General features: G+C 60.4%; 13 protein-coding genes. 4 read left to right on the top strand and 9 right to left on the bottom strand.

Features of this window, described 5'->3' with window-relative positions:
- Window positions 1–12: 12 nt before the first annotated feature.
- Entirely contained in the window at window positions 13–714 is a 702-nt protein-coding gene (gene folM, locus KEM63_RS13885) for a dihydromonapterin reductase (protein ID WP_223652637.1), read from the bottom strand.
- A gap of 378 nt (window positions 715–1092) precedes the next feature.
- Between folM and KEM63_RS13880 the strand changes: the two genes are divergently transcribed.
- Both KEM63_RS13880 and KEM63_RS13875 read left to right on the top strand, forming a co-directional pair.
- The gene (locus KEM63_RS13880; RefSeq protein WP_223652635.1) at window positions 1093–2061 is read left to right on the top strand and encodes a MerR family transcriptional regulator; all 969 of its coding nucleotides are present in this window, start codon (window positions 1093–1095) and stop codon (window positions 2059–2061) included.
- A gap of 327 nt (window positions 2062–2388) precedes the next feature.
- Complete coding sequence (locus KEM63_RS13875) at window positions 2389–3660, top strand: HD-GYP domain-containing protein (RefSeq protein WP_223652633.1); 1272 nt, start codon at window positions 2389–2391, stop codon at window positions 3658–3660.
- On the opposite strand, the gene KEM63_RS13870 is transcribed toward KEM63_RS13875, so the two are convergent.
- Window positions 3657–4106 (bottom strand): PAS domain S-box protein, encoded by a 450-nt coding sequence (locus tag KEM63_RS13870; protein ID WP_223652630.1) that lies wholly within the window; start codon window positions 4104–4106, stop codon window positions 3657–3659. The genes KEM63_RS13875 and KEM63_RS13870 overlap by 4 nt on opposite strands.
- 116 nt (window positions 4107–4222) lie before the next feature.
- Between KEM63_RS13870 and KEM63_RS13865 the strand changes: the two genes are divergently transcribed.
- Entirely contained in the window at window positions 4223–4675 is a 453-nt protein-coding gene (locus tag KEM63_RS13865) for a flavodoxin domain-containing protein (RefSeq protein ID WP_223652628.1), read from the top strand.
- A gap of 1 nt (window position 4676) precedes the next feature.
- Here KEM63_RS13865 and KEM63_RS13860 read toward each other — a convergent pair whose 3' ends face one another.
- Window positions 4677–5438: a Crp/Fnr family transcriptional regulator gene (locus tag KEM63_RS13860; protein WP_223652625.1), complete on the bottom strand. Its 762-nt coding sequence runs from the start codon at window positions 5436–5438 to the stop codon at window positions 4677–4679.
- Between the two features lie 95 nt (window positions 5439–5533).
- On the opposite strand from KEM63_RS13860, the gene KEM63_RS13855 reads away from it, so the two are divergent.
- Window positions 5534–6307: a class II aldolase/adducin family protein gene (locus KEM63_RS13855; protein WP_223652624.1), complete on the top strand. Its 774-nt coding sequence runs from the start codon at window positions 5534–5536 to the stop codon at window positions 6305–6307.
- 61 nt (window positions 6308–6368) lie between these two features.
- On the opposite strand, the gene yaaA is transcribed toward KEM63_RS13855, so the two are convergent.
- The 6 genes from yaaA to efpL form a co-directional block, all read right to left on the bottom strand.
- Complete coding sequence (yaaA, locus tag KEM63_RS13850) at window positions 6369–7145, bottom strand: peroxide stress protein YaaA (RefSeq protein ID WP_223652622.1); 777 nt, start codon at window positions 7143–7145, stop codon at window positions 6369–6371.
- Between the two features lie 170 nt (window positions 7146–7315).
- Window positions 7316–8698: a PhoH family protein gene (locus tag KEM63_RS13845; protein WP_223652620.1), complete on the bottom strand. Its 1383-nt coding sequence runs from the start codon at window positions 8696–8698 to the stop codon at window positions 7316–7318.
- 283 nt (window positions 8699–8981) lie between these two features.
- Complete coding sequence (locus KEM63_RS13840; protein ID WP_223652618.1) at window positions 8982–9332, bottom strand: efflux RND transporter periplasmic adaptor subunit; 351 nt, start codon at window positions 9330–9332, stop codon at window positions 8982–8984.
- A 132-nt stretch (window positions 9333–9464) separates the two neighbouring features.
- Window positions 9465–11000, bottom strand: coding sequence for an ATP-dependent RNA helicase RhlB (rhlB, locus tag KEM63_RS13835; RefSeq protein WP_223652616.1), 1536 nt, complete (start codon window positions 10998–11000; stop codon window positions 9465–9467).
- 83 nt (window positions 11001–11083) lie between these two features.
- Window positions 11084–11749 carry an alpha/beta hydrolase gene (locus KEM63_RS13830; RefSeq protein WP_223652615.1) on the bottom strand — a complete coding sequence of 222 codons (666 nt, stop codon included), beginning with the start codon at window positions 11747–11749 and terminating at the stop codon, window positions 11084–11086.
- A 15-nt stretch (window positions 11750–11764) separates the two neighbouring features.
- Window positions 11765–12331 carry an elongation factor P-like protein EfpL gene (gene efpL, locus KEM63_RS13825; protein ID WP_223652612.1) on the bottom strand — a complete coding sequence of 189 codons (567 nt, stop codon included), beginning with the start codon at window positions 12329–12331 and terminating at the stop codon, window positions 11765–11767.
- Between the last annotated feature and the right edge of the window lie 70 nt (window positions 12332–12401).

Below are 12401 nucleotides of genomic sequence, written 5' to 3'. Positions count from 1 at the left end.
AGTTCCGTCTCTTCATTTGAGGTTCCTGCCGCCGTTCAGGTCGAGGCAGGTACCGGTTACGTAAGGATTGTCCATCAGATAGCGGATGGATTGATAGACCACGTCCGGCCCCGGCTCTATACCCAGCGCGGATTTTTCCAGCGTGCGTTCACGATACTCGGCGCTGTCGTCAGCATTGAACATGATCAGCGCCGGCGCGATGGTGTTTACCTTGATTTCCGGCGCAAGCCGCGCTGCGAAGGACAGCGACAGTGCTTCGAGTCCTGCCTTGCTGGCGCAATAGGCGGCATGCCGGCGGCTGCCACGGCGGGCCACATGGTCGGTCAGGTGGATGATGTCGCCGGGCGAGCCGGGTGTGAACAATTCCGCGCTCGCCAGATTGAGCAGGTAAGGCGCCTGCATGTGCACCATGAACATCCGCTGGAAACCGTCGGCCCCGGCACCGTCGCCCAGCCACAGCGAGGCGTTGTGAATCAGGGCCCGGAGCTGGACCGAGCGCTGCCTGAGGGCGTCGATAAGCGCTTCGATCCCGGCGACGGTGGAGAAGTCGGCCTGGATGACCTCGATGCCTTCGAGAGGACGCGTGCGCCATTCGTCACGGTACTCGCGGCAGGTGATGATGACCCGATACCCGTCCTCGACGAATCGCCGCGCACAATGCAGGCCGATGCGTTGTGCTGCGCCTGTGATGAGAATGGTGCCGTGTGATGTCATGGTTCGAATCCGTGGGGCCCGGACGTGTCGGCCGGGGTGCTCCGTGCCGGGGCTCCTGATGTTCGAAAGTTATATCTTTCGGGTTTGCTGTACAAGAAATATTTAACAAAACCGCTTTCGTGTACAACATTATCCTGCCATGTACAGTAATTTTCGCTGTGCAGCCGGTCGACGTGCAGGAGTCCGTGAGCCTCTGGCACTGCGCGCGACATCCTAACATGTCCTCTGCGTGCTGCGCTGCGGGTCAGATGGCCAGATCGCTCCCAGGCCGGGAAGCGATGATCGATAAGCTATACAGCAGCCGTACAAATTATCGGGTGAACAGAGTAAGCTGAGCGCCTTGCGGCGCAGCTGGCGCCATCTCGACCGAGCGACGTTATGACTGATGAGACCCAGAGCAGTGTATCGGCAGTCCGAATGGACCTGGATTCCGAGGAGCTTTACCCGATCCGTGAAGTTTCTCGGCTGACAGGGGTCAATCCGGTCACGTTGCGCGCCTGGGAACGCCGATATGGGTTGCTTGTTCCGCACCGCACGGAAAGTGGACACCGTTTGTATTCGATGGCCGACATAGAGCGGGTCCGCGCCGTAACCGCGTGGATCGAGCGCGGCGTGGCGGTCAGCAAGGTTGGGTCGATCATCGACCGACAGACGCCGCCCCCGGAAACGCGGCGTCCCACCCGGCCGATGCAGCTTGTGGATGCGCCTCTTTCCGACGACATGCAGCCCTGGCAGGATCGGTTGTGGGAAGCGGTGGGGCAGTTCAACCTGTCGGCTCTGGACCGGGTGTATGGTCAGGTGTTTTCCGCCTATCCGCTACCGGTCGTCATCAACAGCGTGCTCCTGCCGGTGTGGCGGCGTCTGCATGGCCAGGCGGCACCGGGTACGTCGCCCCAGTGGTCGTTCTTCGATGGCTTCCTGCGGATGCGTCTCTCCCAGCGCGTCGGTTACGTGCTGGAAGGCGCGCCTACGGTATTGCTGACGTGCCTGCCCGGTCCCCTGCGGGAGCTGGACATCATGCTGGCGGCCGCCTGTATCAGCGAGGCAGGCTGCAATGTCAGTGTGCTGCCGATGGTCCCGTCATTTCCCGACATACACCTCGCGTCTCAACGCTCTGGTTCGGCCGCAGTGGTATTGCTTGGTAGCCGCTCGCTGGATGTGGACGTTCTCAGGAAACGGCTGCCGCGGCTGGAGAGAGCGCTCGACTGTCCGTTGGCGATGGCTGGCCCGGTGTGCCAGTTGCATCAGCAGGACCTGGAAGATATGGGTATCGCCTGTCTGGGCGATCCGGGCCAGGCCCTGATTGGCAAGACCCGATCCCTTCTGGCAGGACGTCTGGACGTATAACTGTAAAAGAAATGCAGGGCGGACTTGTACAGATGCTATACGTCGTATAGTATCTGTACACATAAACCGCTGCGCACTCCGATAGCCGCTTTCCCCACTTCAGGCTATCGGAGCTTTTTAACCCTTTCTCCGACCTTTTGTCGTTTTTGCCCTTCCCACCACGCTTCATCTTCGCGTTAAATGCCATCATAACAACATCAGTGAGCCCGCTTTTCGAGCTCCCGATCAGCTACGAATCCCGTCCGTCTGCGTACTGGAACTTTTCAGATAGTCGCAGTCTTTGTTCTCTGGTACCGCAGAGTTCACGGATGGCCGATGGTGTTCAAGATGTCCCAATCGATTCAGCAGCTGCAAACATTGAAGGTGCCGACTTCTCAGCTCCAGCTCGGGATGTACGTCTCCGAACTGGACCGCGACTGGCTGGAAACCCCCTTTCTATTTCAGGGCTTCATGCTGGAGGATCCCGATGACCTCTTCGCACTGAAGAACCTCTGCGATTTCGTGCTTATCGATGTCGTCAAGACGCGCATCATGACCCGCGATCTGTTGCTGACGCCCTCTGTCTCGCAACCGCGCAAACCACAAGCCAGCTACAGAATCTCGTCGTCGATCGAGACCGAGATCGCCAATGCCAATCGCAGCTACCGCCAGTCGTTCCGCGAAGTCCGAGCGATGCTCGACCACGTCTGCAGTGGCGAGACGCTCGATGCCCGGCGCATGCTTGCGGCTGTCCGACCATGCCTGGACTCGATCGTGCGCAATCCCTCTGCGTTGTTGTGGCTTACCCGGATCAAGCATGTCGATCAGTACACCGCCGAGCATTGTCTGAATGTGGGTATTCAGGCGATGGCGCTCGGTCGACACATGGGCCTGGGAATCAAGCATCTGGAACTGCTTGGTCTGTGCGGCATGATGCATGACGTGGGCAAGATGGATCTGGATCAGGATATTCTGAACAAGCCCGGGCGCCTCACGCCCGAGGAATTCGCTCATATCAAGTTGCATCCGGTGTTCGGTCGTGACGAACTCGCCAAGGACCCGAACATGCCGCCCGAGGTCATCCGGGTCGCCTACAGCCACCATGAGCGCCTCGATGGCACAGGGTACCCCTGCCGCCTCCCTGCCAGTTCGCTGGATTTCTACATTCGGGCGATCACCGTGGTGGATGCCTACGACGCCATCACCAGTAGCCGTTGTTACAGTGGCAGCCACAGCTCGGCCGAAGCATTGAAGATCCTGTACAACAACCGCGGAACCCAGTTCGACGAGAAGCTGGTGGTCAATTTCATCGAGTGCATTGGCATCTATCCGCCCGGCTCGCTGGTGGAAATGAATACCGGTGAAGTGGGGGTAGTGCTGTCGGTGGACCCGATGCACCGGCTGTTGCCCAAGATCGCGCTGGTGCGTGACGAGAACAAGCGGCCTATCGAGCAGGTCGTGGTGGATCTGGCTGCCTCATCGGGCGCCGGCGCAGGGCCTCGCTACTGGATTAGCAAGGTTCTGGTAGACGGATCCCACGGTATCGACCTCGAATCGTTCACGGCAGGCAACGTGCGATTGACTGACGCCGAAGCCGACCAGATGGCCTGGAGCGGCTAACGGGCGGCTGCGGCGGCCAGCTGCTTTTTCAGTTCGATGACTTCGGCTTCCAGCGCCTCGGCACGCTGGGTGGCCTTGACCTGTTCGGTCACGTCCTTCTGGATACCGATGAAGTAGGTGAGCTGATCGGCTTCGTTGAACACCGGCGTGATGGACAGCTCGTTCCAGAACAAGGAGCCATCCTTGCGATAGTTGCGCACGACCTGACGGGTGGGGCGGCGTTCGCTGATGGCCTGCTTGATCAGATTCAACCCTTCCTGCTCGCGATCGCCCATCTGCAGGAAGCGGCAGTCCTGATAGAGGATCTCTTCGGCGCTATAGCCGGTCAACCGCTCGAAGGCCTGGTTGACGTAAATGAGAATGTTGTCCTCGCCTTCCTGCTCCGCTACGACCACGCCGTCATTCGATGCGTTGACGACCAGCTGCAAAAGTTTGGCGTTGATCATGCAAGGGCTCCTCTTGTTAGCGGGTCATTCTATCGCAACGCCAACGACTGTCTACCGGGAGCGTCCGGCGCCGCGGTTGGGGCATAATGTGCGCCGGAACATTACAGGAGAACGCGATGAAGCTCGTGATCATTAGCGGATCGGTCTACGGTACTGCCGATCTGGTCGCCGACGAGGCGGCCAACCAGGCTCGGGCGGCAGGGCTTGAAGTGGTACGCATGAAGGGTGCGAGCGTCGATGGATTGCTGGCCGAAAACGCCGATGCGCTGCTGGTATGCTGCGCTACCACCGGCATGGGTGAATTGCCGGACACACTGGTGGCCTTTCACGCGGAACTGCATGACCGGTTTCCACTACTCACCGGTTTGCCGTTCGGGGTCATCGCGCTCGGTGATAGTGCCTACGGCGATACCTTCTGTCTGGCAGGGGAGCAGCTGCGCGAAACCCTGCTGGAGTTGCAGGCGCGCGAGGCGGTGCCAATGCTGCGTCTGGACGCCAGTGAGACGGTGACGCCGGAAGCGGACGCCGAGCCGTGGCTTTCGGATTTCTACGCGGCCTTACAGGGCTGAACTAGTCAGGCGAATCGGCAAGCAGGTCGCCTGTGGCCAGGCGGGTCAGTGCGTCTTCATTGAGGATGACGATCTGGCCATAGTTGATCTTCAGCCAGCCTGCCTGCTCCAGGCGCTTGAGCAGCTTGTTGATGCTCTGCCTGGAGCTGTTGAGCATCAGCCCGAGCGCTTCCTGAGACAGCTGTATCGACGGCTGTCCGCCAACTTCGTCGGTCTGTCCATAATTGTGTGAATGCATCAGCAGCCGCTTGGCCAGCCGCGAGGACAGCGGCAGCAGGGCGCTGTCCTCGAGCATCGCAAAGGACAGGCGAATTCGGCGGCATAGCAGCCGCATGAAGTGCGGGTAGAGCTCGGGACGGCGCTCCAGCAGTTGCTGGAATCCCTGCCGCGGAATCATCAGTAGTTCGGTTGCGCCAACCCCGTGCGCGTCATGCGTACGCGGGAGACCATCGAACAGGGATATCTCGCCGAACCAGTTCCCAGGGCTGAGCACGGTGAGCAGCGCTTCACGGCCGTCCGCGCCGCTGCTGCTGATCTTCACTGCGCCGCTGATCACGCCGTACAACCCATCCGGCGGATCATCCTTGGCGTGCAGGCGCTCGCCATCATCAAGAAGGCGCAGGCGGGCCAGGGCGACCATTTCGTCGATGCAGTCCTGCGGTAGATCGCGAAACCAGCGATTGCGCTGTAGCAGCCCGACCAGTTGACTGCTCTCGGCCTTGCCGGACACTGTAAAGTGCTTGACAGTCCTTCTCGCTGTCACCCTCTAGACTCCCTGCTAATCTGAACATTCACAGTATGCCGCAAGTCGGCCGGGATGTATCAGGCCGTCGATTACGCCATCAAGAGGATCTACCCATGAACGCAGTTCAGCCTATCGAGCAGTTGGACGTCAAATCCCAGGTCAGTGCAGAAGAATGGCAGACACGCGTGGATCTGGCGGCCTGCTACCGTCTGATCGCCATGTACGGGTGGGACGACGTGGTGTTTACCCACGTTTCGGCCAAGATTCCCGGCACTGAACATTTCCTGATCAACCCGTACGGCATGATGTTCGAGGAAATCACCGCCTCCAGCCTGGTCAAGATCGACCTGCAGGGCAACAAGCTGATGGATTCGCCCTACGACATCAACCCGGCCGGCTTCACCATTCACAGCGCGGTGCATGAAGTGCGCCACGATGCCGGATGCGTCATGCACACGCACACCAACGCTGGCGTGGGTGTATCTGCACAGAAGAACGGCATCCTGCCGATTTCCCAGCAGTCGATCTTCGTGCTGAGCAGCCTGTCGTATCACGATTACGAAGGGGTCGCGCTCAATGACGAGGAGAAAGCCCGTCTGCAGGCCGACCTGGGTAACACCAACAACATGATGCTGCGCAACCACGGTCTGATGACGTGCGGAAAGTCGGTATCCGATGCCTTCCTGACCATGTACACCTTCCAGCGCTGCTGCGAGATCCAGATCGCCGCGCAGGCCGGTGGCAGTGAGCTGATACCCATCCCGCAGGCCATTCTCGACGGTGCCAAGGAAAGTATGCGCAAGGTGACTCGCGGTGCCGGTAGCGGTGTGGCGTGGCCAGCTCTGATCCGCAAACTGCAGCGGGTCAGCCCGGGCTTCGATCAGTAAACGCTGCAGCTCACAAGCGAGCCCGGCATGCGCCGGTGCTCGCTCGCGGTGTGGCTGACGATCAGCTGTGATGGTCGCGCAGAAAAACCAGCTTGTCGGGCGATGAGCTGGCCTTGTCAAAGGCATAACCGTCCAGATCGAAAGCTTTCAAACCTTCCGCATCGGTGACGCGCTCCTTGATTACAAAGCGCGCCATCAGGCCGCGAGCCTTCTTCGCATAGAAGCTGACGATCTTGTAGTCGCCATTCTTGCGATCCTTGAACACCGCCTCAATCACTCGCGCCTTGAGCGCCCTCGGCTTCACCGCCCCGAAATATTCCTGCGAAGCGAGGTTCAGCAATATGTAGTCCCCCTGTTTGGCCAGATCCTTGTTCAGTGATTCGCTGATCCGCTCTCCCCAGAAGCTGTACAGATCCCTGCCGCGTGAATTGGCCAGTTTGGTGCCCATCTCCAGACGGTAGGGTTGCATGAGGTCCAGCGGCCGCAGCACGCCGTACAGGCCCGACAGCATCCGCAGATGTTGCTGGGCGAACTCCAGGTCCTGCTCGGTGAAATCCTCGACGGCAAGCCCGGTGTACACATCGCCCTTGAACGCGAGTAACGCCTGACGGGCATTGCTCCTGGTCGCTTTCTTTTTCCAGCTCCCGTAGCGTGCGACGTTGAGGCTGGCGAGCTTGTCAGACAGCGACATCAGCTCGGCAATATCCTGCGGCGACTTCTCCTTGAGGACGTCGATCAGCTCCTGGCTGTCATCCAGATAGCGTGGCTGAGTGAACTTGTCGGTGATCGGGGTGCTGTCGTAGTCCAGCGTTTTCGCGGGCGAGATGACCATCAACATCGATAACGGCTCCTGTGGAAAGCGAACGTCATTATGCCGCAAGCGTACGCATGGGACGTAAAATTGGGTCGATAGAATCCGCCGATGATCCCGCGCAACCGCTGCGGCGCGCGTCGTACGAGTGAATACCAGAGAGGAAACGACGAGGCGCCCCGCAGGGCGCCGAGTAGTCAGAGATGGGTCTCGGCGTATTCGGCCAGCGCCGAGCGTGGAACGCCCTGCAGATGGATATGAACGCCATGGGGGAAGTCTTTGAAGCACTCGGTCAGATAGGTGAGACCTGAACTGGTGGCATTCAGGTACGGCGTGTCGATCTGCGCCAGGTTGCCCAGGCAAACCACTTTGGAACCGGCCCCGGCGCGGGTGATGATGGTCTTGATCTGATGGGGCGTAAGGTTTTGGCTTTCGTCAATCAGGATGAAGCTCTGCTGGAAGCTGCGGCCGCGAATGTAGTTGAGCGACTTGAACTGCAGCGGGACTCTGTCGAGGATGTAGTCGACACTGCCGTGCGTACACTCATCGTCCATATGCAGGGCTTCGAGGTTGTCGGTGATCGCGCCCAGCCAGGGCTCCATTTTTTCGGCTTCGGTGCCTGGCAGGAAGCCGATGTCCTCATCCAGCCCCTGGGTACTGCGGGTGGCAATGATGCGACGGTACGTCTTGCTGACCATGGTCTGCTCGATCGCTGCGGCCAGGGCCAGGATGGTTTTGCCCGAGCCCGCGGCGCCGGTCAGGTTGACCAGATGGATGTCCGGGTCGAGCAACGCATACATCGCCAGCGACTGGAAGATGTCGCGCGGCCGCAACCCCCAGGCTTCCTGATGCAGTAGCGGCTCCTGGTGCAGGTCGCGCACGGTCAGATTGAGCCCGTCGATGTGCTTGACCCAGCCGACAAAACCCTGCTGGTCGATGATGAAATCGTTGATATGCAACCCGGGAAGATTCTCGCCCAGTTGTACCTCATGCACCGTCTGCCCCAACCGCTGGTGGGTCTCCACCTTGCCGACACGCTCCCAGAACGAACCCTCCACTTCGTGATACCCCCGCGCGAGCAGGGCAATGTCGTCGATGAGCTGGTCGGTATGGTAATCCTCTGCGTCGATGCCGCACGCTCGAGCCTTCAGTCGCATGTTGATGTCTTTGGAGACAAGAACGATTCGGTCGTCGGGGTGGCGGTGCTGGAGTTGGCAGAGCTGGTTGATGATCTTGTTGTCGTTGAGGTCGTTGGGGAGGCAGTGCGAGGGGATGGGGGCCTTGTCCATGAGGATCGCCAGGGTGCCGTGGGGGCCTAGCTTGCCTCGCGATATGGGTACGCCCTGTTCGACCTGGTCTGGCGGTGCATCGGCGAGTGTCTGATCTATGAGTCGGATGGCCTGGCGGCAATCGGCGGCAATACTGGTCTTTCCGGATTTGAGCTTGTCGAGTTCTTCAAGGACGGTCATCGGGATGATGACATGATGCTCTTCAAAGTTGAGCAGGGCATTGGGGTCGTGGATCAGAACATTGGTATCAAGGACGTAGAAGGAATGACGGGTCGGTCCGCACGCTTCCATATGCTATTACCTCGCAAGGGCCGGTAATACCAGACTGTATCAAGCGCAATGCTGCGCCTGGCAGTCCGCTTGGCCGACTCGCCTGGCGCGTGGTATCAAAGGATCACCGCTACGCTTCGGTCGGTTATTCGATGTATAGCGCATCGCTGACGACACTCACAAGCGCCGAGCCGTTATTTTTCACTGTGTTGGTCAAACAGACGAGCGGCGATTTTCGGCGAGCTGCAAGAGGGGCTATATTGGTGGGCCCGGCTGTGCTCGCGCGGGCCCGTCCTGCCGGTTTTCAGAGGCGGCTTTGGGGAAATTCGTCGGCAAAGCGTTTTTCCGCCCGCTGCTTCAGTCGCTCGCCTTTTGCTATGTCGCGCCTGGCCTGTTTCAGGTTCTTCTGCGCCTGACGCAGTTGTTTCTCAGCCTGTTTTTCGCGCTTCTCAGCCACCTTGAGCTGCTTGTTGCCCGATACGATGAGTTCGTTGCCGCGATCCCACTGTTTTGCCAGGTCCTTCTGCATTGCTGCACGTGAGCTGTCCTGGGCAGCGTGCTGACGCATCAGGTCGGCTGTGGAGTCCTGCTTGTTGGCGCACCCGGCGAGGGCGATCGCCACGATACCGGCAAGAGCGAAAGAGGGCTTGGTCATGATGGTACTCCTTGCAAATCGAGGGGCGCATGAGCTCGTCGCGAGACGAACAGATGGCGGGGTAGAGCAGGTGGTTCCTGCCTGGACAATCCCGGCAGCCAGCTGCCGGGTCATGGAGCGGTAGCGATTTGTCTAGCGACGTCGAGGGCGGTTGGTCGAGGAGGAGCGACGGCGGTTGGCATCGGCTGCGGCGCGCTGTTCAGCTTCGTTGGCGTCGCTGGCGGCCTTTTCCTCAACCGTCTGCTGGCGCCGCGGTATCGGCTTGAGGTAAATCTCCTCCGGCGGGATGCAGTCGAGTTTCTCGCCGAGCAATGTTTCGATCGGCGGGATCTGGAATGCATCGTCTTCGCTGGCCAGGCTGATCGACGTCCCCTTGGCGCCGGCTCGCCCGGTGCGGCCGATGCGGTGCACGTAATCCTCCGGATCTTCAGGCAGCGTGTAGTTGACGACGTGACTGATGCCGTCGATGTGGATGCCGCGTCCGGCCACATCGGTGGCCACCAGTACCCGCAGCTTGCCTTCGCGGAAGTTGTCCAGCGTGCGCACGCGTTTTTGCTGAGGTACATCACCAGAAAGCTGCGCTGCGTTGATGCCGTCCCGAACCAGACGCTCCTGAACCCGGCGCACCTCGTCCTTGCGGTTGGCGAACACCATCACGCGCTCGAGATCGAGCTGGGTGATCAGGTTATACAGCAGCTTGTATTTGTCCGCGCCGCTGACGGCGTAAACCTTCTGCGTAATGTTCTCCGAGGCGGGGCGTTCGGGCTCGATTTCCACGATCGCCGGGTTCACCGTCCACTGCTGGGCAAGATTCATCACGTCATCGCTGAAGGTGGCGGAGAACAGCAGGGTCTGCCGGTCGCCCTTGCGCGGTGTCTGGCGAATGATCTGCCGCACCTGGGGGATGAAGCCCATGTCGAGCATGCGGTCGGCTTCGTCCAGCACCATCATCTCGACCAGATCCAGATGCAGTTCGCCGCGATTGCAGAAGTCCAGCAGTCGCCCAGGGGTCGCGACCAGAATATCGACGTAGCGCTTCTCCAGCTGCTTGAGCTGCTTGTCGGTGTCCATCCCGCCGACGAACGCCATGACATTGAGCCCGCAATGCCGGGTCAATCCTTCGGCATCGTTGGCAATCTGCATTACCAGTTCGCGGGTCGGGGCGATGATCAGCGCACGCGGCTCGCCCATGTAGCGCTCATCCGGCGGCGGTGTTTCCAGCAGTTGGGTAATGGTCGAGATAAGAAACGCAGCGGTCTTGCCGGTACCGGTCTGAGCGCGGCCGATGGCGTCCTGACCCTGGAGCGTCGACCCGAGGACCTTGGCCTGGATCGGCGTGCAGTAGCTGAAGCCCTGATCCTGAATGGCACGCATCAGGCTGGGGGGCAGCGGGAAGTCGTGGAAGCGCGTCTTGCCCTCTGACGGCTCGACAATAAAGTCCTCGATCGACCAGGTCGGCGCGGGGGCCGGCTTGCGCTCACGTGGCTTGGGCGGCTGTCGCGGTTTCCTTGGGCGGCTGGGGCGCTCGTTGGATTCGGCGCTGGGAGGCTGTTCGGTGGGCTGCTGCCGTTCGCTAGGCGCCGCAGGCGCAGTCTCGGCAACAGCCGAGTGCTGCGACGATTCCGGCGCATCGCCGGCTTTGAACAGGTTCTTCAGTGCTTTGAGCACGGGTCTCTCTCGATCAGGCCAGTGGAATTAACTAGCCAGTGTAAAGCAAGCTCGGCGGTTAGCGAAGCCCGAGAGGCTGGTTGCTACTGCGCGAGCCGTTGTGTCAACCATTCGCGGATGTCTGCCACCTCCGACGGACAGACCTCGTGGCCCATCGGATACTCATGCCACTCGGTGCGGTGCCCGGCGGCTTGCAACTGGTCGTGAGCCTCGCGCCCCATGCTGATGGGCAGCACGTCGTCATGGCGGCCATGGGCAAAAAACAGGTCGAGCTTCGGTGCATCAGCCCCCTGCCGTCCGACCAGCTCCGGAACAGTCGGACCATAAGTGGAGAGCGCGGCCAGGCCACCGATGCGCAGTTCGCCCTCGAGCATCGCGTGCAGCACAACGGCCCCGCCCTGCGAAAACCCGGCGAGGATGATGCGCCGTTCGGCAATGCCTTGCGCGATCTGGGCCTCGACCAGCTGCCGAACCAGCGCAGCCGACTCGCTCATGTGCGCGTCATTGATGACGCGCGCCGGCGACATGCCGAGGATGTCGTACCAGCAGGGCATGGGGAAGCCGTTGTTGATCGTGACGCGCCGTGTCGGGGCCTGAGGAAAGACAAACCGTATGCCGTGTCCCGCGGGCAGGTTCAATGCCTCGACGACCGGCACGAAGTCGAACCGGTCGGCACCCAGTCCGTGCAGGAGGATGACGCAGGCATCGGCAGTGCCGGGTGGATCGATGATCAGCGGGGCTTGGCTCATGGGTAAACTCCTGGTTCAGGCCCGGGACATGAATTTTCCGGACTCGGTGTTGATGCGTACGACCTCGCCGGTCTCGAGATATTCCGGAATCTGTATTTCCAGTCCGGTCGCGAAACGCGCGGTCTTGGTGCGGGCACTGGCCGAAGAGCCCTTGATGGCCGGCGGTGTTTCCTCGATGGGCATTTCCACTACGGCCGGCAATTCGACACCGACCAGCGTGCCTTCGACCAGCAGGCCGTAAAGCCCCTGCACACCGTCGTGCATATAGGGCAGTTCATCTTCGAGCTGATCGGCGTTGAGCGTGAACTGGGCGTAGTCTTCGCTATCCATGAAGGTGTAGCCGTCGGCATCCGCGAAGAGAAACTGGATGGCGCGCTTCTGGAAATCGATTGGCGGGAGGAAGTCGTCACCGGTCAGGCTCTGGTCCAGCTTCTGCTTGGTCTGCGCGTGATTGAAGCGCACCTTGTACAACGTGGTTCCGCTACGCGATGACGGGCTCTTCACGTCGATCTGCGAGACGATGTACGGCTGGTTGTTGATCTGAACGATCTGGCCTTTCTTCAGTTCCGCTGCTCTGGGCATGCTCGATACTCGGGAGGTTGGGCAAAGCGGCTATTTTGCCGAGGGCTGCCCCGGCGCTGCAAGCGAGCGC

It is taken from the genome of Halopseudomonas nanhaiensis (assembly GCF_020025155.1).
In the GTDB taxonomy this organism is placed as follows: Bacteria; Pseudomonadota; Gammaproteobacteria; order Pseudomonadales; family Pseudomonadaceae; genus Halopseudomonas; species Halopseudomonas nanhaiensis.
The sequence above is the reverse complement of the archived record's forward strand: the minus strand, read 5'-3'. Positions and strand labels throughout refer to the sequence as shown.

Excerpts from the sequence above, each read along its gene's own strand:
- KEM63_RS13830 (WP_223652615.1), bottom strand. The coding sequence starts at position 11,749 with ATGAGCCAAGCCCCGCTGATCATCGATCCACCCGGCACTGCCGATGCC.
- KEM63_RS13845 (WP_223652620.1), bottom strand. The coding sequence starts at position 8,698 with ATGGAAGCGTGCGGACCGACCCGTCATTCCTTCTACGTCCTTGATACC.
- yaaA (WP_223652622.1), bottom strand. The coding sequence starts at position 7,145 with ATGTTGATGGTCATCTCGCCCGCGAAAACGCTGGACTACGACAGCACC.
- KEM63_RS13855 (WP_223652624.1), top strand. The coding sequence starts at position 5,534 with ATGAACGCAGTTCAGCCTATCGAGCAGTTGGACGTCAAATCCCAGGTC.
- KEM63_RS13875 (WP_223652633.1), top strand. The coding sequence starts at position 2,389 with ATGTCCCAATCGATTCAGCAGCTGCAAACATTGAAGGTGCCGACTTCT.
- efpL (WP_223652612.1), bottom strand. The coding sequence starts at position 12,331 with ATGCCCAGAGCAGCGGAACTGAAGAAAGGCCAGATCGTTCAGATCAAC.
- folM (WP_223652637.1), bottom strand. The coding sequence starts at position 714 with ATGACATCACACGGCACCATTCTCATCACAGGCGCAGCACAACGCATC.
- KEM63_RS13870 (WP_223652630.1), bottom strand. The coding sequence starts at position 4,106 with ATGATCAACGCCAAACTTTTGCAGCTGGTCGTCAACGCATCGAATGAC.
- KEM63_RS13865 (WP_223652628.1), top strand. The coding sequence starts at position 4,223 with ATGAAGCTCGTGATCATTAGCGGATCGGTCTACGGTACTGCCGATCTG.
- KEM63_RS13840 (WP_223652618.1), bottom strand. The coding sequence starts at position 9,332 with ATGACCAAGCCCTCTTTCGCTCTTGCCGGTATCGTGGCGATCGCCCTC.
- KEM63_RS13880 (WP_223652635.1), top strand. The coding sequence starts at position 1,093 with ATGACTGATGAGACCCAGAGCAGTGTATCGGCAGTCCGAATGGACCTG.